22 protein-coding genes are annotated in these 24,441 nt (G+C 50.3%); 15 read left to right on the plus strand and 7 right to left on the minus strand.

Annotated features, from left to right (window positions below; genetic code table 11):
• The first annotated feature begins 356 nt into the window (after positions 1 to 356).
• The 3 genes from H6F72_RS17100 to H6F72_RS17110 all read left to right on the plus strand — a co-directional run bounded on the left by H6F72_RS17100 (position 357) and on the right by H6F72_RS17110 (position 3,250).
• Positions 357 to 1,187: an ABC transporter ATP-binding protein gene (locus H6F72_RS17100; protein ID WP_370527518.1), complete on the plus strand. Its 831-nt coding sequence runs from the start codon at positions 357 to 359 to the stop codon at positions 1,185 to 1,187.
• A 66-nt stretch (positions 1,188 to 1,253) separates the two neighbouring features.
• A complete protein-coding gene (locus H6F72_RS17105) occupies positions 1,254 to 2,567 on the plus strand; it encodes an MlaD family protein (protein ID WP_190438108.1) in 1,314 nt (437 codons plus the stop codon).
• A complete protein-coding gene (locus tag H6F72_RS17110) occupies positions 2,564 to 3,250 on the plus strand; it encodes a cadmium resistance transporter (RefSeq protein ID WP_348252040.1) in 687 nt (228 codons plus the stop codon). The genes H6F72_RS17105 and H6F72_RS17110 overlap by 4 nt, the downstream gene beginning before the upstream one ends.
• 39 nt (positions 3,251 to 3,289) lie before the next feature.
• Here the strand turns inward: H6F72_RS17110 and H6F72_RS17115 are convergent, their stop codons facing one another.
• Positions 3,290 to 3,583: a DUF3288 family protein gene (locus tag H6F72_RS17115; RefSeq protein WP_190438112.1), complete on the minus strand. Its 294-nt coding sequence runs from the start codon at positions 3,581 to 3,583 to the stop codon at positions 3,290 to 3,292.
• Between the two features lie 416 nt (positions 3,584 to 3,999).
• On the opposite strand from H6F72_RS17115, the gene H6F72_RS17120 reads away from it, so the two are divergent.
• The gene (locus tag H6F72_RS17120) at positions 4,000 to 4,545 is read left to right on the plus strand and encodes a hypothetical protein (RefSeq protein ID WP_190438116.1); all 546 of its coding nucleotides are present in this window, start codon (positions 4,000 to 4,002) and stop codon (positions 4,543 to 4,545) included.
• 54 nt (positions 4,546 to 4,599) lie between these two features.
• Positions 4,600 to 6,531, plus strand: coding sequence for a penicillin-binding protein 2 (locus H6F72_RS17125; protein WP_190438119.1), 1,932 nt, complete (start codon positions 4,600 to 4,602; stop codon positions 6,529 to 6,531).
• A 151-nt stretch (positions 6,532 to 6,682) separates the two neighbouring features.
• Here the strand turns inward: H6F72_RS17125 and H6F72_RS17130 are convergent, their stop codons facing one another.
• Both H6F72_RS17130 and H6F72_RS29970 read right to left on the minus strand, forming a co-directional pair.
• Positions 6,683 to 8,755, minus strand: a complete 2,073-nt coding sequence (locus H6F72_RS17130) for a thioredoxin domain-containing protein (protein WP_190438122.1) — start codon at positions 8,753 to 8,755, stop codon at positions 6,683 to 6,685.
• Positions 8,756 to 8,773: 18 nt separating this feature from the next.
• Positions 8,774 to 8,923: a hypothetical protein gene (locus H6F72_RS29970; RefSeq protein ID WP_206755447.1), complete on the minus strand. Its 150-nt coding sequence runs from the start codon at positions 8,921 to 8,923 to the stop codon at positions 8,774 to 8,776.
• Between H6F72_RS29970 and clpP the strand changes: the two genes are divergently transcribed.
• A complete protein-coding gene (clpP, locus tag H6F72_RS17135; RefSeq protein ID WP_242016987.1) occupies positions 8,922 to 9,530 on the plus strand; it encodes an ATP-dependent Clp endopeptidase proteolytic subunit ClpP in 609 nt (202 codons plus the stop codon). The genes H6F72_RS29970 and clpP overlap by 2 nt on opposite strands.
• Positions 9,531 to 9,628: 98 nt before the next feature.
• On the opposite strand, the gene H6F72_RS17140 is transcribed toward clpP, so the two are convergent.
• Complete coding sequence (locus H6F72_RS17140; protein WP_190438128.1) at positions 9,629 to 10,657, minus strand: hypothetical protein; 1,029 nt, start codon at positions 10,655 to 10,657, stop codon at positions 9,629 to 9,631.
• Between the two features lie 309 nt (positions 10,658 to 10,966).
• Here H6F72_RS17140 and H6F72_RS17145 point away from each other — a divergent pair, with 309 nt between their 5' ends.
• The 7 genes from H6F72_RS17145 (at position 10,967) to H6F72_RS17175 (ending at position 19,671) form a co-directional block, all read left to right on the plus strand.
• The gene (locus tag H6F72_RS17145; protein WP_190438130.1) at positions 10,967 to 11,701 is read left to right on the plus strand and encodes a TerC family protein; all 735 of its coding nucleotides are present in this window, start codon (positions 10,967 to 10,969) and stop codon (positions 11,699 to 11,701) included.
• Between the two features lie 180 nt (positions 11,702 to 11,881).
• Positions 11,882 to 13,060 carry a sulfate adenylyltransferase gene (gene sat / locus H6F72_RS17150; protein ID WP_190438134.1) on the plus strand — a complete coding sequence of 393 codons (1,179 nt, stop codon included), beginning with the start codon at positions 11,882 to 11,884 and terminating at the stop codon, positions 13,058 to 13,060.
• A gap of 181 nt (positions 13,061 to 13,241) precedes the next feature.
• Complete coding sequence (locus tag H6F72_RS17155) at positions 13,242 to 15,713, plus strand: caspase family protein (RefSeq protein WP_190438136.1); 2,472 nt, start codon at positions 13,242 to 13,244, stop codon at positions 15,711 to 15,713.
• Positions 15,714 to 15,845: 132 nt separating this feature from the next.
• Positions 15,846 to 16,070, plus strand: a complete 225-nt coding sequence (locus tag H6F72_RS17160; protein WP_190438140.1) for a hypothetical protein — start codon at positions 15,846 to 15,848, stop codon at positions 16,068 to 16,070.
• Positions 16,071 to 16,261: 191 nt separating this feature from the next.
• Entirely contained in the window at positions 16,262 to 17,293 is a 1,032-nt protein-coding gene (locus H6F72_RS17165) for an amino acid ABC transporter substrate-binding protein (protein ID WP_190438143.1), read from the plus strand.
• Positions 17,294 to 17,302: 9 nt separating this feature from the next.
• A complete protein-coding gene (locus tag H6F72_RS17170) occupies positions 17,303 to 18,463 on the plus strand; it encodes an amino acid ABC transporter permease (protein WP_190438146.1) in 1,161 nt (386 codons plus the stop codon).
• A gap of 8 nt (positions 18,464 to 18,471) precedes the next feature.
• On the plus strand, positions 18,472 to 19,671 hold the full coding sequence (locus H6F72_RS17175) for an amino acid ABC transporter permease (protein WP_190438155.1): 1,200 nt from the start codon (positions 18,472 to 18,474) through the stop codon (positions 19,669 to 19,671).
• Here the strand turns inward: H6F72_RS17175 and psaX are convergent.
• The gene (psaX, locus tag H6F72_RS17180; RefSeq protein ID WP_190438157.1) at positions 19,668 to 19,880 is read right to left on the minus strand and encodes a photosystem I protein PsaX; all 213 of its coding nucleotides are present in this window, start codon (positions 19,878 to 19,880) and stop codon (positions 19,668 to 19,670) included. The genes H6F72_RS17175 and psaX overlap by 4 nt on opposite strands.
• A gap of 450 nt (positions 19,881 to 20,330) precedes the next feature.
• Here psaX and H6F72_RS17185 point away from each other — a divergent pair, with 450 nt between their 5' ends.
• Positions 20,331 to 21,056, plus strand: a complete 726-nt coding sequence (locus tag H6F72_RS17185; RefSeq protein ID WP_242016988.1) for an endonuclease NucS domain-containing protein — start codon at positions 20,331 to 20,333, stop codon at positions 21,054 to 21,056.
• 364 nt (positions 21,057 to 21,420) lie between these two features.
• Entirely contained in the window at positions 21,421 to 22,143 is a 723-nt protein-coding gene (locus H6F72_RS17190; protein ID WP_190438622.1) for an amino acid ABC transporter ATP-binding protein, read from the plus strand.
• 18 nt (positions 22,144 to 22,161) lie between these two features.
• Here H6F72_RS17190 and H6F72_RS17195 read toward each other — a convergent pair whose 3' ends face one another.
• Together H6F72_RS17195 and ribD are read right to left on the minus strand one after the other, a co-directional pair.
• Positions 22,162 to 22,824, minus strand: coding sequence for a hypothetical protein (locus H6F72_RS17195; RefSeq protein ID WP_190438160.1), 663 nt, complete (start codon positions 22,822 to 22,824; stop codon positions 22,162 to 22,164).
• A gap of 194 nt (positions 22,825 to 23,018) precedes the next feature.
• On the minus strand, positions 23,019 to 24,362 hold the full coding sequence (ribD, locus tag H6F72_RS17200) for a bifunctional diaminohydroxyphosphoribosylaminopyrimidine deaminase/5-amino-6-(5-phosphoribosylamino)uracil reductase RibD (RefSeq protein WP_348252041.1): 1,344 nt from the start codon (positions 24,360 to 24,362) through the stop codon (positions 23,019 to 23,021).
• Between the last annotated feature and the right edge of the window lie 79 nt (positions 24,363 to 24,441).

Below are 24,441 nucleotides of genomic sequence, written 5' to 3' on the forward strand. Positions count from 1 at the left end.
TTATAAGAATGGCTGCTGCAAAATCTGGCAGCCCTGGGTGGAACAAAATTAAAAAATGACTCGCTCTAGGTAGTGGAGACCGTAAGCCTGCATTAACTTGAAAACTCATACCGTTAATGCCCATAGTAGAGGCTGAACTTAAAACCCTAAGGCCTCGTCAATGAATCGTCGTGAAACCAATCTAAAATGCCAGTTTAGGGCGATCGCAACTTGACCTAGCCTGGAATCAAAGGGCAGGAGTTGGCTAAAGTAGAAATCTGGATTACTGAGATTGGGGTTGAAGTTAAAGGTACGAACGGCAACACGGACTTGAGCAACGCGACTAATTTTACTGACAGAACTTCCATGTGCATCCTATGGCTGAGCCTCTGACAGAACTCCAAGACATCTCTAACTCGCACCCTATGGCTGAGCCATTGATTGAACTGAAAGGAGTGTCTAAAACATTTGGCAAAAATGCGGTGTTGGATAATGCAGATCTAACCATTCATCGCGGAGAAGCCCTAGCAGTGATTGGGCCTTCTGGAACTGGTAAGTCTACAATCCTCCGGATTATTGCTGGGTTGTTGGCACCGGATGCAGGGGAAATTTATGTGCAGGGGCAACGGCGAAAAGGTTTGATTGAAGACAGCGCTGACCCAATTGGGATTGGCATGGTATTTCAACAAGCAGCTTTGTTTGACTCCCTCACCGTGGAGGAGAATGTCGGGTTCTTGCTGTATGAGCATTCCAATTTGCCGCGACGCCGCATTCGGGAATTGGTCAATCAAAAACTGGAAATGGTGGGATTGGCCGGAATTGGCAGTCGCCTGCCTGCTGAGCTTTCTGGAGGCATGCGCAAGCGGGTGAGTTTTGCCCGTGCCATTATGGCAAATCCTGAGAACCCGGATGGGTCGCCAGAAGTGTTGCTCTACGACGAACCCACAGCGGGACTGGACCCGATCGCCTCCACCGTGATTGAAGATTTGGTGCGTCAACTACAGTCAGTCCAAGGAGGTTGTAGCTCTTATGTCATGGTGACTCACCAAGACAGCACCATTCGCCGTACCGCTGATCGGATTGTGTTTCTCTACCAAGGTAAAGTGCAGTGGCAAGGCACCGTCAATGATATTGATACTACAGATCACCCTTTAGTTCGACAATTTTTTAGTGGCAGTGTAGAAGGACCAATCCAAGTGATTGGTTAAGCGTTCCGAAGTGAAAATTGCTCAGGTCTACACCGATTTGATCGCAGTACCAACGAGGCATGAGGCATGCGTACCAGAACCGTTCGAGAAGGCTCAGTCGGCTTATTAATTTTGTTAGGACTGGGTCTATTTGGAGCGTTGATTCTTTGGCTCCGAGGTCTCAGTGTGGGCAATCGCACCTATCAAGTAATTGTCGAGTTTGCCAATGTAGCAGGTTTGCAAGAAGGGGCTCCGGTGCGCTATCGAGGTGTGGTAATTGGCAAAATTGAGTCAGTGCGGCCAGGACCTAATGGCGTGGATGTCTTTCTAGAGATTTCTTCATCTGACTTGGTGATTCCTAGCGACGTAATTGTGGAAGCGAATCAATCTGGCTTAATTAGTGAAACGTCAATTGATTTATCGCCGCGCAAAGTTCTACCCCAAGGCGCGATCGCTGCCAAACCATTAGCCGCTAACTGCGATCCAGCGGTGATCGTCTGTGATGGCTCTCGGCTCAAAGGTCAGATTGGCATTAGCGTTGACGAACTGATTCGGGCCAGCATCCGCTTTGCTGCTTTGTACAGTGACCCCACGTTCTTTAGAAACGTCAATGCTGCTGCGAAAAATACCGCTGAAGCTGCGGTAGCGGTTTCGCAGTTGTCCAAAGAAATTGCTACTTTAAGCCAATCTACCCAGCAAAACCTAAATACAGTTTCTTCCTCGGCCGTAGTTACTGCTGATGCCTTAAGCCAAGCCGCCACTCAAGTAGGCTTGACGGCAAATCAGGTCAGTGGCCTAGTCACGACCAATCGCAATACGTTAGCTGAAACTTTAGGTACGATTCGGCAGACCAGTGAGCAACTCCAGGTGGCGGTGCAAGGCTTTACGCCAGTATTGAGCCGAGTCGAACAAAGCACTTTGTTAAACAATCTAGAGGCACTCTCCGCGAACGCGGCCCAAGCTTCGGTAAATTTGCGCGATGTCTCTCAATCTCTCAACAATCCCACCAATACACTAGTCCTACAACAAACCTTAGATTCGGCGCGAGCCACCTTTCAGAACGCCCAAAAAATCACCTCCGATTTGGATGAGTTGACGGGGGACCCCACCTTCCGCAACAATCTGCGAAATTTAGTCAATGGGTTGAGCGGTTTGGTGTCTTCTACCGAGCAACTTCAGCAGCAAGCCCAGCTGGCTCAGGTTTTAGCGCCTCTTTCCACTAAGGCAGATGCGCCTAGCCAACGCCATCCAGAATCTATGGCGACTGTTTCTAATGAACTTGAAGAAGATTTAAGGCGGCTGACTCAAAGTCCCGCCACGGCGCAAGAGACAGCCAAGGCTTTAGATCAAGTTGCCCTTCCCCTAGTCACTACTCCTCAAACTAAGCCGAAAGCACCGTGACTCAACATGGAATTTGGGCTGTAGCCACTTCGGGGGTGATGGCGTTTATTGCCACGAATATAGATGACCTACTGCTGCTGACTATATTTTTCTCGCAGGTTAACGCAACATTTCGCAAGCGGCATGTGGTTTTGGGGCAGTACCTAGGTTTTACGGTGCTGATTTTAGCGAGCTTGCCTGGTTTCTTAGGTGGATTGGTAATCTCCCCAGCTTGGATTGGGTTATTGGGCCTAGTGCCGATTGGCTTGGGGATCAACCAGCTTTGTCATCGTGAATCTACAGCTAGTGATGTGCAAGCGGTTAACGAGGGAGTGCTTAGCCCAAGTGATAGTCCTACTGCTGCTTCACCCGAGATAGCGGTTCCAGGAATTTGGCGGAGTTTGTTTAACCCACAAATTTATGCTGTAGCAATGACGACGATCGCGAACGGGGGTGACAACATTGGCATCTACGTGCCCTTATTTGCCAGTAGCGATCGCAACCGTTTGGGGATCACACTTTTAATCTTTTTTGGCCTAATAGGGCTTTGGTGTTTAATCGCACAACAGTTAACTCGTCACCCAACAATTACGAGATTAATCACCCGTTATGGTAATACATTTGTTCCAATTGTCTTGATTGGTTTGGGCATTTTTGTCATGTTTGAAAGTGGCACCTTCAACTTATTTTTGCCCAATCTCTAAGTTGTGAATCAGCGGTTGATTGATGTCGAAACTCAGCAATTAACTCCAATCATCGCGTTGGGAGCCACGTCCCTTATAAACCTGAGCGATGGCATGAATATCTCTAGTTTTGGCAAACAACTCACTCTCGCTCAATTGCCACTGGGCCAAGGCTTTGTCGAGGTCTGCTTGGATATCTCGGGCACCAGGGAAGCCTTTGTAACGGATGCGCAGCCGTGCTAGCTCTACCAAGTTATAGTCGTTGGCTTCTGCTCCTAGGAGGCTGTTGATCAGTTGGCGATCGCGACCCCATAGGGGGTGTTGCTGGTCTTTGTTTTCTGAGGTTGACGCCATAAAGTTGTGAAGTGGATTGCGAAGAGCTTTAACGGATACTCTGAAAATCTTCCTTGAGATTTATTTGAAATTCCAATTAAAGAGTAGACTGAGCAATTGCATATTTATACTTCGTAATTTTGTTGACTTTAGAAGCCAAACTGAAAAGTGGGAAAACTAAAACCGTTCTAGTGAATTGATGGGAAGTAATGAGGCTAAGATAACAGCAATTCTGTTGCTAAGCCCTAGTTCAGAACTCTACTAAGAATCTATCCGAAAACCTCTGGTTTTAGATTGCTAAACCTGGATAGCGGTGGCGGACAGGTTCTAAGAGGTCAGTAGAGTTCTGATGGCTGATGAGTGTGAGTGTATGAATTTAATTTGGCGGTACGAAACTGCTCAAATTTTGCCGCGTTGCTGCTTTAGGAGTGAGGTCTATGGCTGTTGGTCTAAAATCTAGAATTCCCCCTCGGCGTTTGCCCCCCAGTCAAACCAGTCAAACTAGTCAAACCGCGATTTATCCAAGTGGGACGAAAGTTACCCCGATTACGAAACTACAGCCAACCGTTGCTCCTCGTCGGGTTCAGTCTACTAATGTTAAGCGCCTACCTAACAATCGCCAGCTACCTCTGTGGTTGCGATCGCTGATTGGAGCCCAGCGCAGTTTGTCAATTTTAACTGGGACCCTCTCGATTGCTGTGCTCTCTGTGTATGGCCAAACGGTATACTCGCAGCAACTTTGGAGTCAGGAGTACCGTAACCTAGAAAACTTGCAGCGTAATGAGCGCCAGTTGACAGCAGCTAGCGAAGTACTGAAAAATCAAATTGCCCAACAGGCAGAAACCACTAGAGCAGGACTAGTACCTTCTAACCCAGCGAATACTATCTTCTTGCAACCTGCGCCTCAGCGGCCTGCCCCTGCCCCTACGCCGATCGCGCCAGCGGATGCAAAGCCTACAACATTTTCGCCGCTGGGCTATTAGCAGCGATTTGTAGCCTCTTCCCTGACTGTGCTGTCCTGCTAATGTGTTGGATTTATGGCCTCTTCTGTTCCTCCTTCCACTCCCAACTCTCCTCAAGCTCGCCCTTTGAAAGCGGTAGATGAGTCTTGGCAAAATGAAGTAGGTGCTTTGGGTCCTCTTCCCCCTGTTCATGCCCAGCCGTCTCCCTGGCGTTTGGTGCTGGTGTGGATTGTGTTGATGACGGGTGGCTTGGGGTTAGTCGCAAATCTATTTCGCCTCCAGGTGGTTGAGGCTGAGAAGCTGAAGGTTCGGGCGCAAGATCAACAAATGATTTATTTGCGGCCCTTTGTGCCCCGTCGTCCCATTGTGGATCGCGGTGGTAATGTCTTAGCGATCGACCAACCGGTTTACACGCTCTACGCCCATCCCCGCTTATTTAGTGAGACCAAAGAGGCGATCGCTGCCAAGTTGTCTCCTTTACTCAAGCGATCGACGGCTAAATTAATTCAACAATTCAATCGAGCTGATAGCGGCATCCAGGTAGAGTACTCCCTGACTGAAGATATCGCCGATCAGATTAAAGATTTGCAGGTTGATGGCGTTGAGATGATTCGTCACCAGCAGCGGCTCTATCCGCAACAGAACTTATTTGCTGATGTGGTTGGCTATGTCAATCTCGATCGCAAGGGTCAAGCGGGGGTAGAATATAGTCAGCAAAAATTATTGGAGCGCTCTGTCCAAGCTGTTCGCCTTAGCCGCACTGGGAGCGGAGCTTTAATTCCCGACCAAGTCCCTGGCGGTTTTCTCCATGTTGATGATCTGCGGTTGCAACTTACTCTGGATAGTCGTTTGCAGCGTGCTGCTCGGTTTGCGCTTCAGCAGCAAATCAAGCAGTTTAATGGCAAGCGGGGCAGCGTCATTGTCATGGATGCGCGGGATGGCTCTTTACTCTCGTTTGTCTCTGAGCCTTCCTATGACCCCAACCAGTACTTCAAGTTCAATGTAGAGCTGTTTAAGAACTGGGCGCTGACCGACCTGTATGAACCTGGTTCTACCTTCAAACCGTTAAATGTGGCGATCGCCTTGGAATCGGGAGCGATTCAACCCAACAGTGTGTTTAACGACGAAGGCCAAATTTATGTGGATGGTTGGCCGATCGCGGACTATGACTTCGACTATGTGGGAGCAAGAGGGCCACTGTCGATCGCGCAAATTCTGCAACACTCTAGCAACGTGGGCATGGTGCATATTGTGCAGCAGATGCCACCGGATGTTTACTATAGCTGGTTGCAGCGCTTAGGTTTGGGACAAACCGTTGGCATTGATTTACCGTTTGAAATTGCGGGATCTCTGAAGAAGCGATCGCAGTTTGTTAGCTCACCGATTGAGCCAGCCACGACTTCTTTTGGTCAAGGATTTTCTCTCACTCCCATCCAGTTAGTACAGCTACACGGAGCCTTGGCTAACGGTGGCAAATTAGTCACTCCTCACCTAGTGCGTGGCTTATTCAACACGGATGGACAACCTTATTGGCAACCCTCTTTACCTCCACCGCAGCAAATCTTCTCGCCCCAAACGACGCGATCGGTACTAGCCATGATGGAGTCGGTAGTGGCTCAGGGCACGGGTAAATCTGCTCAGATTCCTGGTTATCGCATTGCAGGTAAGACAGGAACCGCGCAAAAAGCGAATCCAAACGGTGGCTATCATGAGTACGCTAAAATCACTAGCTTTGTGGGCATTTTTCCCGTCGAAGCCCCACGCTATGTGGTTGTAGCTGTAATCGATGAACCGCAGGGGGATGATGCTTTTGGCTCGACAGTGGCAGCGCCCATCGTGAAAGCGGTGATGGAAGCCTTGATTACCATTGAACGAATTCCGCCCAGTCAGCCTGTGGCGAATCAGCCTTGGAATACACCGAGCGCGCTAACATCGCCAGCAACTCCTCCCGCCTGGAACACGCCTACTCCTCCCAGCCCATCTATCCCGCCGCAACCAACTCCATAGTTAGAGGTTTTGTAGCCCTATCTTGGCACTTCAGGGCATAGTGTTTTCTTCGTTGGGAAGGGCGCTGTGGGAGTGCTTGCTCTTTCTGTAAGCGGGAGTTTGTAAGCTCTCCACACAGCGATCGCCCCTGATCTGAGTTACCTTTCACGGATTAAACGGTGGTTCGCATTTGGCTTTGCTGGAGTTGTTCCCAAAGTTGCTCGAAGCTGGTTGCAGGCTCTTTGCAACTCAACCCCTGACACACCAAGCCAATGGTCGCTGCGGGTAAATTGGCTTCCGGTAGATAAACGGCTGTGGGTAGATACTGGAGGGCAAGCTGATCCAGCCGATCGCTTGTGGTTCGCACTAAGGTTTGGTTGCGGTACCAGTCGAGGGCAACAAACAAACTGGGGCAAGCTTGAGGCGCACTTTCCATAATGCTGCTAAAAGCTTGTAATCCTTGCTCAGCCCGATCTAAATACGCCAAGTTTTCAGTTAATAGCGCGAGGCGAATCAGGTTAGCGATCGCCACACCGTTGGCCGCAGGGGTGGCATTGTCGGCATAACTACGCTCCCGCACTAGCAGGTCTTGGCTGGCATCGCTGGCTGTGTTGTAATAGCCACCTAGTTCGCTACTCCAGAGGCGATCGTCAAATTCCTGTTGTACCCTTACGGCCACCTCTAACCAAGCCTGAGATTCTACGGAAACTTCTCCACTTAACCAAGCTTGATGCAGATCCAGCAATGCCTTGATAAAGAGAGCATAATCCTCTGATTGTGCAGGGACGTGAGGTTGGCCGTCATAGTTAAGGCGGTGGAAGCGTCCCTCGGCCCACTGCTGTTGGCGAATAAAATTAGCTGCCTGAATCGCTAGTTGCAAATATTCAGGTTGACTAAACACCGTGGCCGCACGCGCCAAGCCCGAAATCATCAAGCTGTTCCAAGCGGCGATCATTTTGGTATCTGTCACGGCAGGAATCCGACCAGGCCAGTCTTGGGTTTTGGCTTCCTGGTTGTTGCGAGCAGGGGGAAAGGTAGTGAGCGATCGCGGATCGGCTCCGTAGCGTACTTGAAACAGTTTATCTAAAGCAGCTTCTACGGTTTCGCTCAGTGCTCCCTGCTGCCGACGCTGCAAGACGTTTTGCCCCTCGAAGTTACCGTTGCGCGTCACTGTAAACTGCTGGGTCAGTTCGGTGAGTTCTTCAGCCGTGAGGAGTTGTTCAAGTTCGTTGTAGTCCCACACATAGAAAGCGCCTTCTTCTGGCTCCACTTCATCGCGGGTGGAAAAACTATCGGCATCTTGAGCGGCGTAGAAGTAACCTTGAGGCGCGGTCATTTCTCGCTTCAGCCATTGCACCGTACCCCCGATCGCCCGTTCAAAGGCAGGTTCATGCATCCCCGCACTCCATAAGTTCGCTAGATACTCCACGATTTGCCCGTTGTCGTAGAGCATCTTCTCGAAGTGAGGTACAGTCCATGTGGGGTCTACAGTGTAGCGATGGAATCCACCCCCGACATGGTCATAAATCCCACCTAGAGCCAAATTCAAACCGCGCTTGGTGCAACTTTCGGTGGCGTCGTACTTCAAGTGGTCCTGAAACCGTACCGCATGCAAAGCCATGTCTGCATAAGGAATCATCGGGAAGCTGGGGCCGTGTCCCTCCGAGGTGAGGACACCTGTGTTGTACTCCAACCCTTGCCGCAACAACTCGTCACTCAGCTCTTGCCCTGGATTCAACAAGGCAGAACTTTGCAGATGCCCCAGCAGTTCTTCTTTGAGCGATCGCACCTTCTCCGGTTCGTGGTCGTAGTAACGGCGGATCGCTTGCAACACTTGCATAAATCCCGGTCGTCCATAGCGCGCTTCGAGGGGGAAGTAGGTGCCACCATAAAAGGGGATGAGGTCGTCGGGAGCCAGAAACACATTTAGGGGCCAGCCGCCTTGCCCAGTCATCATCTGCACCGTTTGCATATAGATGCTGTCGAGGTCTGGGCGTTCCTCGCGATCGACCTTGATCGGCAAAAAGTTGGCGTTCATGTAGTCCGCGATCGCCTGATCTGAAAAAGCTTCTCCTTCCATGACGGTGCACCAGTGGCAACTGGAGTAACCCACCGACAAAAAGATGGGTTTGTTGTCTCGCCGGGCTGTTTCCAAGGCTTCCTCACACCAAGGCCACCAATCAATCGGGTTCTCAGCATGTTTCCGTAAGTAGAGACTTTGGGCTTGAGCCAGACGATTGGTCATAGGGGCTGCTTCTAGAACTCAGTAGGGGCATACCTTCGACAGTTTATCGCGCCCAAGCTGAGACGGGCTGTACCCTGCGGGCGATCGCACGCTTAAACCGACCGTAACCCCACCAAAATCAGTTGAATCGGTAGAATGGGGAAAAATGCGTGGACAGGCAAACTGCATGATTCCTACCGTTATTGAACCCTCTGGACGTGGCGATCGCGCCTTTGACATCTACTCTCGGCTACTACGGGATCGGATCATCTTCTTGGGCACCGCCATCGACTCTGATGTTGCCAATCTGATCGTGGCTCAGTTGCTCCTGTTGGACGCAGAAGACCCAGAAAAAGACATTTACCTCTACGTCAACTCCCCCGGTGGTTCCGTTACTGCTGGTATGGGCATTTACGACACCATCAAGCACATCCGGGCCGATGTTTCTACCATCTGTCTGGGCTTGGCTGCTAGCATGGGCGCGTTCCTCCTCAGTGCGGGCACCAAAGGCAAGCGGGTTAGCCTACCCCACTCCCGGATCATGATTCACCAACCACTAGGTGGCGCTCAAGGTCAAGCCACAGACATCGAAATTCAGGCTAAGGAAATCCTTTACCACAAGCAACGCCTGAACGAAATGCTAGCCGAGCACACCGGACAACCCCTAGAAAAGATCATGGAAGACACCGAGCGCGACTTCTTCATGTCAGCGCAAGAGTCCAAAGAGTACGGCTTGATTGACCAAGTAATCGAGCGTCGCCCCTCGGCTCAAAACCCGATCGCTGCGGTGAACTAACAGTGACTCTGTAGGGGCGCAACGCCTTTTGGCTGTGGCTTAAATGCTGCATTGAGCGGATGGCTATCCGCCCCTACAAAGCTTCTGCCAACTAGGAATCAAAACGGAGATTCGTTGGGGGAAGGTTGCGATCGCAAGTATTCCAGAAATTCCAACAACTCTTCATCGGTCAAATGCTGGCGCGATCGCTTGCCATAGGTACGTTGCAGATGGGTGCGACCTTGCACGTCAGTCCAGCCCAAGCGCTTGATCTCCACACTGGTTTGGGCGATCGCTTCCGATAAATCCATCGGTTCTCGGCTAGGTTCGCGGGGTGCTGGTTCTGGCACCACCTCACGAGCTTTGACCGCACTCTTGCCATTGCGACCATTATTCAGGCTTGTAGGCTGGACTTCTGGATGGCTGGGAATTACAGGTTCAGCGATCGCCGCCGTATCTATATCAATATCCGTATAAGAGTCAGTGTAGGTGTGATTGAATAGCTCACCGGAAAAGTCACTTGAGAAGGTGGAAGCAGGTTCCGGAACGATCGCCGGCATTTCCAGTGCTGTGCTTGCCACAGATAAAGGTCTTGGTTGCTGGGCGGAAAGCTGTTTAACCTCTTGATGGTTGCCTACATTAGCTAAACGAGTTTGGGGCGAAAACTCTGCTTCACTTTGGTGGTTCGTCATTAATTGAACCTGCACTTCATAAGCCGAAGAAGCAGTTGGTTGTGGAGGCTGCGGCGCTTGGATGCCCAACACTTCTAAAGCACGGAGTCGGGCGCGGTCTTCTGCCGCCTCAATGCTGGTAGCTACCGCCATTCCTGTGGCTAAAACATTGCCTCCCACCTGAACTGAGGCTTTGACGATGTAGTTGTCTCCGCGAATGTCTAGTAAGTCAGCCGTCAAACTTCCCATCGGGTAACGAGCTTGAAACTGCGCCAAGGCTAATGGCTGACCACACTGCTCAGCTAGCGGTGCACCATTAGGTTGATTAACATGGCTAAGTTCAAAGCGTGGGGAATTTGCCGAACCGCTTCCATTTTTATCCCTGGGGTCATGCATTGCAGCACCGGGAGTCTGATATCGCAGGGCTAAATTAACCCCAAACACGTCCATTTTATGCGTGGTTTGCCTCAATTGCACCTTAACTTTATCTGGGTAAACTAAGTGAGTGGGTTGATTAAGTCAGGGGTTTTCTGAGAAAACTTTTGACTTGCGATTTCAATCGCACCCATTCACCGATCTGTCTGGGTGGTTTAGTGTAACCTGCCAGAGGGATGGCTGAATAGAGGGTGGTGGATGGAACCAAATCTTTAACCCAACTGGATTACGACAGCAGATCGAGTTAAGCGCTAAGCTAAAAGAATAAGCAATAATTCTTAATAACCTGTTTTAATAGCTTGGCTTTGGCCGCAAGTATCCTTAACTGCACACTTTTGCAAAAATCTGTTAATGCTAGACCACTTGTTAGACACTCCGATGAACTTTGGGTACGATACCCTCTTGCTCCTGCCAGTCTTGGTGGCGCTAGAAGCAGTCCTCTCGGCAGATAACGCGATCGCCCTAGCTGCGATCGCCCAAGGACTAGAGGGGAGTACCCTGCAACGTCGAGCGCTTAACCTGGGTTTGGTCTGTGCCTTTGTATTGCGAGTCGTTTTGATTCTGACCGCAACCTGGGTAACCAAGTACTGGCAATTTGAGCTGGCGGGTGCGGCTTATCTGTTGTGGCTGGTGTTCCAGTACTTCAGCGCTCAAGAAGATGCTGACAATCCTCATCATGGCCCCCGCTTTGCCACGCTCTGGCAAGCGATCCCGGTGATTGCCTTCACCGATTTGGCTTTCTCTTTGGATAGTGTGACTACGGCGATCGCCATCTCTAAAGAAACCTGGCTGGTAATTACTGGCGGGTTGATTGGGGTAATTGCCCTACGGTTTATGGCTGGCTTGTTTATTCGCTGGCTAGATGAATTTACGCATCTGGAAGATGCAGGCTACGTCACCGTGGCTTTAGTAGGTCTGCGATTGCTGCTGCGGGTAATTAATGATGGTTTGGTGCCGCCAGAGTGGCTGATGGTTTCTTTGATCGGCTTGCTGTTCCTGTGGGGATTTTCAGAGCGAGCGGAGCTAGGAGTAAAAGCAAGTACTGAGTTGAGTGAAGTGCGTGAACCCAGCGAAGCCAAAAAATAGCTTGGGATGAGAATCTGATGGAAATGCTTTAAACTTGCATCTCCAAGTTGAGTTGAATGAAAGCGCGATCGCCGGAATAACAATTGCCTAAATTTCCACAGAGGTACCGGGGAAAGGTAGGATAAAAATTAGAAAAAATTAACAATCTTCTGTTCACGCTATCAGGAAGAGGGAGTTACCTTGAGTCACCATTCAGACGGCATTGCACCCCACGGCGGCCAACTGATCAATCGCATCGTTACGCCAGAGCAAAAACAAACCTTTCTAGACAAAGCGGAACTTCTGCCTCGCGTTCAGCTTGATGAGCGAGCCACCTCTGATCTGGAATTGATTGCCATTGGTGGCTTTAGCCCTCTGACTGGTTTCATGGAACAGGCAGACTACATCAATGTGGTCGAGAACATGCGCCTTGCGAATGGGCTGCCTTGGTCCATTCCAGTAACTCTATCTGTCACAGAAGCAGTCGCAGAGCCTCTGAAAGAAGGCAGTTTGGTACGCCTAGACAACCCCCAAGGCCAATTTATTGGCGTGTTGGAGCTGACGCAGAAGTATCAATACGACAAAGCCCACGAAGCGATCAATGTCTACCGCACGGACGACGAGAAGCATCCTGGCGTGAAAGTGGTTTACAACCAAGGGCCAGTTAATTTGGCAGGTCCAGTTTGGTTGCTGCAACGACAGTCTCATCCGCTTTTCCCTCAATACCAAATTGACCCTGCGGCATCACGGGCCATGTTTAAGGAAAAGGGCTGGAAAACCATTGTTGGGTTCCAAACCCGTAATCCCATCCACCGCGCTCACGAGTACATTCAAAAGTGCGCGATGGAAACCGTGGATGGTCTGTTCTTGCATCCCCTCGTCGGCGCAACCAAAGAAGACGACATCGCGGCAGATGTGCGGATGCGCTGCTACGAAATTATTTTGGAGCATTACTACCCTCAAGATCGGGTGATTCTAGCAATCAACCCAGCCGCTATGCGTTATGCTGGCCCCCGCGAGGCAATTTTCCACGCTCTACTGCGGAAAAACTATGGTTGCACCCATTTTATTGTGGGTCGCGATCATGCTGGAGTTGGTGACTACTACGGCACCTACGACGCTCAGCATATCTTCGATGAGTTTGAACCCGGTGAATTGGGTATCACTCCCATGAAGTTTGAGCATGCTTTCTACTGCACTCGCACACAGGGCATGGCTACGACTAAAACCAGCCCCAGCAGCCCCGCCGAGCGAATTCACCTCTCTGGCACCAAAGTTCGAGAAATGCTGCGTCGCGGTGAATTGCCACCTCCAGAGTTCTCTCGTCCCGAAGTAGCGGCTGAGCTAGCACGAGCGATGCGAGTTCTGGTCGAAGCGTAAGTTTTTTAGAGCGATTTATACATCCTGTGTAGGGGCGGACAACGGTGCGTCCCTATTTTTCGTCTATACTGGCAGTCGTTAAGGCTGGATTTTCTCAGCTACAGCCAACGTTAACCGCGAGGCTGTGGAGTTGAGTGCCTAGAAATCTCAGATCTAGATAGCCGTAGGGGAAAGCAAAGGCATGGGACTGAAGCGGCGAGCTTTTTTGCAACAAGCTAGCTTGACCTTGGCAGCCTTAGGCATGAGTGAAGCAGGGTTGTTGCGCCTGAGCGATCGCTACTCTCAAGTCTTGGCTGCACCCACCACCCGAAAACTAGCTTTGCTGGTGGGCATTAACCAATATCCCGACAGCATGTTTCACCGAACTGCCACTCGCAGCTCCGCCTTGGCGGGATGTGTAACTGATGTGGAGTTGCAGCGCGAATTACTCATTCATCGGTTTGGGTTTAGCGATCGCGACATCCTGACGCTGAGCGATCGCCAAGCCACTCGCCAAGCCATTGAGTCTGCCTTTCTAGAGCATCTAACCGAGCAAGCACGGCCAGGAGATGTAGTGGTGTTCCATTTCAGCGGCTATGGTAGTCGAGTGCAGCTAGGGGGTGCCGGTGAAGCCCTACAAAGCAGCCTGGTTCCAGTCGATGGTGTTTTATCAAGCGATGATGCTGAGGGTGTTGTCAACGACTTGCTAGAGGAAACGCTGCTGCTGCTGCTGCGATCGCTGCCAACCGACCGAGTGACCACAATTTTAGATACGAGCTATCTTTACCCCGGCAGTTCCTTACAGGGAAACTTGCGGCTGCGGGCTAGACCCAAACCTAAGTTGGGCAAACCCAGTCCAGAGGAATTGGCATTTCAAGACCAACTCCTAAGCCGCATCCAGGCATCGCGAGAGCAGGTGGGCGTGCAACGACGCTCTAGGCAGATTCCTGGGGTGGTTTTAGCCGCAGCCAGCTTAGACGAATTAGCTAGTTCGACAATTCCTGGTTCTGCTCAAGAGCAAGCCTTTGAAACACAGTGGGGCGGTTTTAGTGCTGGCTTACTGACCTACGCCTTGACCCAGTATCTTTGGTCGGCGGCTCCTGCTCCTACTATTCAAGTCAGCTTCAATCGCGCTACCGCCAGTGTGGCTCAGTGGGTGGGCCAGGAACAGCCCACTTTGATGGGGTTGCAAAGCCGATCGCAAGCTTTACTCACTTACTACACAGCACCCAGCGATCGCCTCGGAGCTGAAGGGATTGTGATCAGCGTGGATGAGGATGGTAGATCAGGTCAGCTTTGGCTCGGCGGATTGTTTAGCCCTGGTCTAGAAGCCTATGGTTTGAATTCTGTACTAACTCTAGTCTCACCATCCAGTTCTACAGATTTAGCAGCTGCCCCTTCAAACACTGAGCCCAGCGCGATCGCCTCGGGTATCTCTGAAACCGCTAACGCCTTGGAGACTGTTACCACTCAACCCCTACAAGTGCAGATTTACGCTCGCAATGGCCTGACTGCGAAAGCTCGCATTTCTACAGTGGGTGAGGCGGCGGCCGACCTCAAACTTCAGGTGGGGCAACTGCTACAAGAAACCGTCCGCGTGATCCCGCGCCATCTTAACTTAGCGATCGCTCTGGACCCGACGCTAGAGCGGATCGAACGAGTGGATGCGACCAGTGCATTTTCTGCCACACCTTATATCACCGTAGTTACGGTGGGGGAGCAACCTGCTGACACGTTGTTGGGGCGAGTCAGTGAAGCCGTCCGTCCCACCACTGTAGCTACAGCAACGACTGAGGTCGCCATCGCTGACGTTAGCAGCAGTCGCAGCAGTGAATCCAGTGTCACCCCGCGCAGCTATGGCTTGTTTTCAGCCAGTCGAGAGTTAATTCCGAACAGCTTGGGAGAAGGTGGAGAAGCGGTCAAGTCAGCAATTCAGCGGCTCCTGCCTCACCTGAAAACGCGCTTAGCTGCCAAACTTTTGCGACTAACAGCCAACGAAGCATCTTCGCACTTGGGCGTGAAAGTCGCTTTAGAACTCGTCACTCCTAAACCTGCGATTCTCCTCACCCGATCCACGCTGCGGGCGAATGGTACCCCCTCAGGCAGCCGGGTGACGCCCACCCCGCCTACTGAGTTAGGCGTTCCTGCTTTACCAATGGGTAGCCAGATTCGTTACCAAGTTTCTAACTATAGCGATCGCCCCATTTATTTCGTCGCCCTAAGTTTAGACAGCAGCGGCAGCTTAATTGCGCTTTACTCTAGCCAAGCCACCACTCCTACAGAAGGGAGCGAAACCAAATCTAGTCTGAAGCAGGAAGCGATCGCGCCTGGGGAAAGCTTGAGCGTGCCGCAAGTGAAAAACTCCCTGCAATGGATTGTGAGAGGGCCAGCGGGTTTTGCCGAAACTCATCTGATTTTTAGTGATGCACCTTTTACCCAAACTTTGGCGGCTCTAGAAGCTGCAATGCGGCCCATGGGGGAAGTGCAGCGATTGGGTGCCCCTTCTAATCCTTTAGAAATTGCTCAAGCTATTTGGCAAGATCTGCATCAAGCCAGTGCAGTGCCGACGCAAACGTTGAGCATTTCCACTGACATGTGGGCGCTAGATGTTAATCATTGGGCCACGCTCAGCTTTTTGTATCAAGTGGTCGAAAAACCGAATAAGCAATTGTGAAAAGCAAATCAACTTATAAATCGCTTTATTAAGTGTTTTGTAACTCTTGTGTCTTCTTGTGTGGGCCGAAGTTTGGTATTTACAGATCAAGATATGGTTGAAAAGTGAAAAGACAATTAAGGAAGAGAACGTATGACTCCTTTGATGCTACGCCAGCTATGGGCGGTGGTTGAGTCAGCTCAAGCCCAAATATTGCTAAATTTGGACGATTCTAGCTTAGCCCAGTGGCTGCTACGGCAATTAAAAGCTCAGCAATCGCTTGATTCTGATGAAACTAACATGTTGAATGCCTATATTCACACCAAAATGCCTCTTATCCGTGACTTAGCCGAAGAGCGCTTGGTGCCTCATTCTTAATGGCTGAACTTCTCGAAACTCTCTGTAATAATTGCGGAACTTAGTATCGTAGTGTCAGCCATAGACTCTTTGAAGCCTGTAAGATAAAACTCGATCGAAGGCTTGAGGCCAGAGCCAGACGTAGTACCTTGCATTTCTGGTGGCACCTCTTGTCTCCTTGGAGCCTATTCAAAGAGAGTAAAGCTGCATTTATGCGTCAATGGCATTCTTTCATCGTGACAACCGTGTTGATGGGTCTTTCCCTAGCAGGGTGTAGCCAACAACAGCGGCAAAGCCAACTAGACACCATCATCAGTCGGGGTAATGTCGTCTGTGGTGTCAGTGGCGAACTACCAGGATTTAGTTTTGTAGGGCAAGACGGTAAGTATTCCGGACTCGATGTAGATGTGTGTCGAGCGATCGCCGCTGCTCTGTTTGATAACCCAGAGGCTGTAGAATTCCGTAACCTCAACGCTAAGGAACGCTTTACCGCCGTCCAGACGGGCGAAGTAGATGTGCTCAGCCGCAACACTACCTGGACAATGAGCCGGGATACTTCCGTCGGCCTAGAATTTGCCCCCACAGTGTTTTATGACGGGCAAGGGGTGATGGTGAAACAAAATGGCGGCATCAAATCCTTGACTGACCTGAAAGGCCGCTCTATTTGCACCCAAACCGGAACCACCAACGAGCAAAACTTGGCTGATGAAATGCGGAAGCGCAACATCAACTACACTCCGGTGGTGTTTGAAGATGTCAATATCGTGTTTGCCACTTACCAAGAAGGCCGTTGCGATGCGGTGACGTCCGATCGCTCGCAATTACTCTCCCGACGTAGCGCTTTACCCAAGCCTGAAGAGCATGTAATTTTGACTGACGTAGTTTCCAAGGAACCCCTTGCTCCTGCCGTGGCTGCGGGAGATGCCAAGTGGAACGATGCGGTGCGCTGGACCATTTACACCTTGATTAATGCCGAAGAAATGGGGATCAACTCCAAAAACGTCACGCAACTCGCTAGTAGCAGCAAAGATCCGGGAGTGCGTCGCTTTTTAGGGGCAGAAGGCAACTTAGGTGAAGGTGCAGGCTTGCCCAATGACTTTACGGTGCGAATTATTAAGCATGTGGGCAACTATGGCGAGATTTACGATCGCAACCTAGGGCCAAAAACGAAACTAAATTTGCCACGTGGCCAAAATCAATTGTGGAATCAGGGGGGGCTGCTCTATGCTCCACCTTTCCGGTAAGGCGATCGCATGAAAACGCAACGCTCCGTTCCGCTCTGGCGAGATGTGCGATTTTGGTGGGTCGTTGGGCAAGTGCTAGTCGTGCTCCTGACCGCGATCGCGATCGCCATTTTCTGGAGCAATCTCAGCCGCAACTTACAACAGTTGGGGATTCAATTTGGCTTCGGTTTTCTAAACTCGCAAGCCGCCTTTGATATTGGCGAAACCCCGATTTCTTATCGCCCTTCAGATAACTACGCACGAGCGTTACAAGTTGGGCTGGCGAATTCTTTGCGAGTTACCGTTTTTGGCATCGTCTTGGCAACAGTTGTAGGAGTGACTGCTGGCATTGCGCGTCTCTCGGACAACTGGCTAGTGCGGCAGCTCGCTTTGGTGTATGTAGAAACGCTACGCAATACGCCTTTACTTTTGCAACTGTTTTTCTGGTACTTTGCGGTTTTTCTGGGTTTTCCGCGTCTACCAGCTCATATTCAGTTGCCAGGACCAATCTATTTAACTCAGCAGACTGTGGCGTTGCCGTGGTTTCACGTCACCCGCGATACGGATGTCTGGCTCTTACTGTTGTCAGCTAATTTGCTGCTGGTATGGGCTTGGCATTGGTGGGGTAGTAGAGCCGCCGCCCCTACAGTCCCTTTATTGCTGAAGCTGTTAGGCACCCTGGCTGTGACTGTCGCGATCGCCCTGATTATCTTTGAAACCGAAATTCTGGGTTGGGATGCGCCGCGCATTGTTGCCGACAGCATTGAAGGTGGCCTGCAACTCTCACCTGAATTTGCCGCTTTGTTGGTGGGCCTGAGTTTATACACCGCCACCTTTATCGCTGAGATTGTCCGAGGTGGGGTGCAGTCGGTGTCCCAAGGACAATGGGAAGCAGCTCGTGCCTTAGGTCTGAGACCTAGCTATATTCTGCGTCTCGTGATTTTTCCGCAAGCGCTGCGATCGATCGTGCCGTCTTTGGGCAACCAATACCTCAACCTTGCTAAAAACTCTAGCTTGGCGATCGCGATTGGCTATTCAGACCTGTATGCGGTGGCTTCGACTACCTACAACCAAACGGGTCGCGCCGTGGAAGTGATGGTGTTGATCTCAGTGACTTATCTTTCTATCAGCCTGGTCATTTCTGGCTTGATCAATTGGTATAACCGCACAGTGCAACTGGTGGAGCGCTAAACAAAACTATGACGCTAGATGATGCTCCACCACCCGTTTTATCCATCACCCCGTGGCAATGGCTACGCCGTAATTTATTCAACACTTGGTACAACAGCCTGCTGACGCTGATTTGTCTGTGGCTGCTCTTCCAAGTGTTGCAAGCGGTTCTGGGATGGGTGTTTACGCAAGCTCAGTGGACGGTGGTGCAAACCAACTTACGCCTCTTCTTCATTGGCCGCTATCCACCCAACTTGGCTTGGCGGTTATGGCTGGTGTTGGGGATTGTCGTTGGTTTAGCAGGGCTTTCTTGGGGCAGTTTGGCACCTGCGCGATCGCTTTGGTCCAAGCGAGGAGTCAGCATCGTTACAGCGATCGCCCTAGGCGTGACTATACTGTTGCCCTTGCCACTACCACCTCGCCTCTGGTTAGGCGCGATCGCGCTACTTCTATTTGGCAGTTTTTGGTTAGGAAAACGTTTCGCAACTCTGCTGAAACCTCAGCTAGCTTGGGCTTGGCTAGGCGCTTTTCCGATATTGCTGTGGCTAATTGGCGGCGGGCTAGGACTCAGATCTGTCAGCACAAATTTCTGGAATGGTCTGTTGCTGACGATGTTGCTGGCAACTACCAGTATTGTGCTGGCTTTCCCCTTTAGTGTGTTGCTGGCGCTAGGGCGACAGAGTAATTTACCTGTGGTGCGGTGGTTTTGCACCCTGTTTGTAGAAATCGTGCGCGGCCTGCCTTTAATCGGCATCTTGTTTCTAGCCCAGGTGATGTTGCCCCTAATCTTGCCTGTCGAGTTACGGCTAGACCGATTGTTACGAGCGATCGCCGGACTCGTGCTCTTTAATGCGGCTTACCTAGCAGAAAATGTCCGGGCTGGTCTTCAAGCAGTGCCCAGAGGACAGAGTGAAGCGGCTCGTGCTTTGGGGCTCAACCCCTTGTGGGTGTTATGGCTGATTGTGCTACCGCAAGCCTTACGGGTGGTGATTCCCGCGATCGTTGGGCAGTTTATCTCCCTGTTTAAGGACACCTCTTTGCTCTCAATCTTTGCCCTAGTAGAACTCACCGGAATTGCGCGATCGATCTTAGCTCAACCGCAATTTTTGGGCCGCTACGCTGAGGTTTACCTTTTTGTCGGTCTCCTCTACTGGATAGTTTGCTATTCCATGTCGATCGCTAGCCGACGCCTAGAGCAGCATCTCGGCGTCGGCCACAAAAGAACTTAAGGATTGATGATGCCGAAGTAAATGGCTGCGACAAAAAAGTTGATCGCTAAAAAGACGGTTCCCAGTGCTAAGCCAAAGGCCCAAGAAGGCTCGGTTTCTTTGGTCATCACGTTGTCAGCAGGTCTGGTAACCTTGGGACCATCTGCTCCATCGTAGGGTTTGGTCTTATCGATGCGGCTGCTATTGCGTTGCTTGGCTTGAGTACTCATAGGGCTAAGTTTGTTTTGGTAAATTGTTGAGAATTGTTAAGACTAAACTACTACCCATGTTCGCGTGCTCCTGCAAAGCCTGCATCAATCCATTGAACTACGCTAAAAGGTAGTCCTGAGCAGAGCAGAACTGGTTTTGCTGTACTAGCTAATACAAGCTGTGTTTAATGTTTGATCTGGTTTAAGTGCGATCAGAAGCGATCGCTCTACAAAATCTCTCTGAATTTCAGTTAGTTGGATAGTGTGGCTTGAAGTGTTAAAGGCGATCGCTAATCACCATTTAGAAAAGCATTCATACATCAGTTAAAAACGTAATTAGAAATCGTCACATCTCTATTCAGTATCCGTCAACTGAATCAAGAGATAATCGAGCTTTAAGACACGTGTAAATTTCGCTAATCTACACATATGGCAATATATGAGAAATCGGTACGTCGTCTAATGAGGGATATGGTCTATGACTTCGGTTTGCAAGATGGTCAAAGTTTTGTAAGACAACAAGCAATTGATTGGTTTTCGCAGCATTATCCAAAAATTAAAAAAGGAACGGTTACGGCCCATTTAATTCGCCTGTCGGTGAATGCTCCGAGTAGGTTGCACTACACACCAAAACTTGGAGAAGATGACCTGTTCTTTCAAATTGATAGCAACCATTTCCGCCTATATGACTCCAAGCAAGATCCATCTCCAATTTATAGTGTGGCGAATGGAACAATGTTGCAGAACGCAGAAGTTGTGGAAGAAGGGGTAGAGCTTGGAATATCAACCGAATTTGCTTATGAATCTGACTTGCGTGACTATCTCGCCAAAAATCTTCAGATTATTGAACCAGGCTTGAGGCTTTATGAAGAAGAAGGAATCACAGGTGTTGAGTTCCCTGTAGGCGGTCGTTTTATTGATATTCTCGCAGTTGACTCCAAAAATGATTTTGTAGTTATCGAGCTTAAAGTGTCACGCGGATATGATCGTGTGATCGGTCAACTACTCCGTTACATGGCATGGATACAAAAAAATCAAGCAGATTCAGAACAGAAAATTCGGGGTGTCATTATAGCCAGAAAGATTAGTGAAGATTTGATGCTTGCTTGTTCTCTGATGCAGAATGTTAAGTTGTTCGAGTATGAATTAGCCCTTTCACTCAAGCAAATTAATCCTATTAATAATGAAATTCAATAGATTATAGTATCGGGTAAATCAAACTTTCTGAGTATGTAAAACTGTCTAATAATGGTTAACCTTGTCATTTCATGAGCGATCGCTCCTTCAGCATGAGAACAACTAAATACCAACGAGTGTTTGTGCTTCTCGAAAGTCTAGTGTTTTATAAATTAGCCTTTCAGAGGCGATCGCTCTCCAGCAGGAGAGGACAGATAGTTAAGAAATAGGACTAAAAGGACAATTGCGATCGCGTCCCTCGAATTAGCTTAGGAAATGCTATTTTGCTTCTAGTGCGGCAGTCGAAGTTAGAGATAACCTGGCTAACAATGAAAAAGTTAGGAAGTTCTAAGACACACAAGGAGCTGATTCAGAAGTAATGAGCATGATTGTGGCGGAAGGGGTACATAAGTGGTACGGCAAGTTTCATGTGCTGCGGGGCGCTAGCCTGACTGTAGAGCGGGGAGAAGTTGTCGTGATTATGGGGCCTTCTGGCTCTGGAAAATCCACCTTTATCCGCACCTTCAATGCGCTAGAAGACTATCAGAAAGGGCGGATTGAAATTGATGGGATTGAACTGTCCCATGACCTGCGGAATATTGAAACGATTCGGCAGGAAGTGGGGATGGTGTTTCAGCAATTCAATCTGTTTCCACACTTGACTGTGGTGCAGAATATTACGCTAGCTCCGAAATGGGTCCGTAAGTGGCCTAAAGCCAAAGCCGAAGATGTGGCGATGCAACTACTAGAGCGAGTCGGCATTTTGGAGCAAGCCCATAAGTATCCGGGCCAGCTTTCGGGAGGGCAACAGCAACGAGTCGCGATCGCCCGTGCCTTAGCGATGCAACCTAAAATTATGCTGTTTGATGAACCCACTTCCGCCCTCGACCCCGAAATGGTGCGCGAAGTGCTGGATGTAATGCGATCGCTAGCCGAGTCTGGGATGACGATGGTAGTGGTCAGTCATGAAGTGGGGTTTGCACGGGAAGTCGCTGACCGAATTATCTTGATGGACGGCGGCACTTTGATCGAGTCGGGCACTCCCACTGAGTTTTTCCAAAATCCCCGTGAGGAGCGCACTCGTCAATTTCTGGCTCAAATTTTGTAGCGCTTAACTGTCCCTGTATTAGGGCTGGGACAACAAATCCGAAGGCAACGCCTGTATTCCTGGAACAGCAGTGGCAGCAGGCTTGACGGGTGTTTTAGTAAACCGCATGGACACCAAGGCATAGCCCAAGTAGGCAGGTAGCAAAATTGCAGTCAGGGCTGCGATCGCGCCAAGCCAAGTGACTGAGTTATGGGTTGGGCCATAGTGACAGCGGTAGGGGTCATAGTTGAGGAATTCTGCTTTGACGATGTCTCGCATGGCGATCGGGCGCTTGAAGCGGACTCGGCGATCGTCTAGTTTTTCTAGCATGATCCAGCCTGATTCCGATTCTTCTTGGCACATCCGTTGAAAGACGGCTGGATCACGAAACAGGTCACGATTGGCTCGGACAATTTTGAATTCCCATCCCATTAAGCGAGGGTCACGCTGAGCTTCCTTGGTAGCTCCATTAGCGGTTTGACCATTAGCAGTTTGACCATTGGCGGTTTGGCGTGGAGCAGTGGTGTTCCCGTGGCCTGTTTTGGCAATATCTTCTTTCGTCTCGTAGCGGGTCAAAATTTCTTCCTCCTCCTCACTTTGCAGTCCCACAACCACTTGCTGCCAGCGCAACCAATTTCCTAAGAGGGTTGCTTGCGCTCCCAAACTGCCAACAAATAAGCTCAAAATCGTGATTTCCAACATATCTTTATTTCCTACCTGGATTCATTGGTAAATCCGGAATTTGAGCCTGTTTGAAAGCGTTATTGCTGAACTGAGTTAGCGCGAATATAGCAGATATTGCTGAAGTTTAAACCTGTTTTAGATTGCTAGAGAGCGTCAGAGTTTTCTGACATTTGTAATACAGATGGAACCTAGAGCGATCGCCTACTTCATCGCTACTCTAGGGAACTAACCTGGGTTTGCGGCAAATATCCTTCTACTAACAAATCTGCCCCTACCGGTCGCCAGCGTAGTTTTTCTAGCGGCAAAGCCTGAGGCATGGTGAGAAAGCCTAAGTCGCCGACGGGAGAGGGAGCTGTGCTGCCGCCGACAATTTTGGGCGCAATAAAGGCTAAGACTTTTTGTACTGCACCATCCGCGATCGCCTGCGCTGCCAAGGTACCGCCGCATTCCCATAGCACTGACAAAAAGCCACGATCGTAAAGGTAAGTCATGACTTGAGCAGGTGTGAGTGGAGACAGCTCCACCACCTCTACCCCCAAGTGTCTGAGCAATGCTTGAAACTCAGGCTTGACTCCTGGCTCTGTGATCACCAAAGTGGGCGCGGCGGCGGTTTGCCACAGATGAGCTTCTTCTGGCAGATTTAGGGTGCGGCTCATCACAACTCGCAATGGATGAGGGCCATCAACTTGGCGGCTAGTGAGCAGTGGGTTGTCCAGCCGTACAGTATTGCCGCCCACAATCACAGCATCGCAAGTCGCTCGTAGTTGAAACACTTCTGCCCGCGCTGCCTGTCCTGTGATCCAGGCACTATGCCCACTATTGGTAGCGATTTTGCCATCTAGGGTCATGGCGTATTTCAAAATGCCAAAAGGCCGATGGTAAAGAATCCGATGCACAAAAGCTTCGTTTAGCTCCTGACAGGCTGCTGCTTCTACCCCTGTCACCACTTCGATGCCTGCGGCTTGCAAGCGGGCAATGCCACCTCCCGCGACTTTGGGGTTAGGGTCTACCATCCCTACGACGACTTTAGCGAGACCCGCTGCTACCACTGCTTCGGAGCAGGGCGGCGTACGTCCGTGATGATTGCAAGGCTCTAAGTTGACATAAAGGGTAGCGCCGCGCGCGCGATCGCCTGCCTCACGCAAGGCAAATACTTCGGCATGAGGCTGCCCTGCTTGGGGGTGAAAACCCTCGCCAATAATTGCACCATCTTTAACAATGACAGCTCCTACTAGAGGATTGGGGGCAGTACGACCTAACGCGCGTCGAGCTAACTCTAGACATCGCTGCATCATGGCGCGATCGAAGACAGTCCCGATGGTGGCATGGTCGTCTATGGCCGTAACCGAGGCAGACACCTGATCCTGCTGGCCAGTTGAGTCAATCGAGTCGAAACGTCCAGAATCCAAAGCTGCCTCCGAAGCGCGTTCAGTACTCAGGGAAAAATCTTCCCTTAGTTTGACATTGTCCTTACTACCTCTAGGGATAAAGTTCTGGAGCGATCGCATCGTTAGACTGGGAGAGTCGTATTGTAACCAGTCGTTACAAATTCGCAAACCCTAAATTCTGTTGTGTCCTATTTCAGTCGGTTTCCATATGAGCTTTTTTCAATGGAACATAGATACCAAAGTATGG

This window comes from Trichocoleus sp. FACHB-46 (genome assembly GCF_014695385.1).
Lineage (GTDB): Bacteria > Cyanobacteriota > Cyanobacteriia > FACHB-46 > FACHB-46 > Trichocoleus.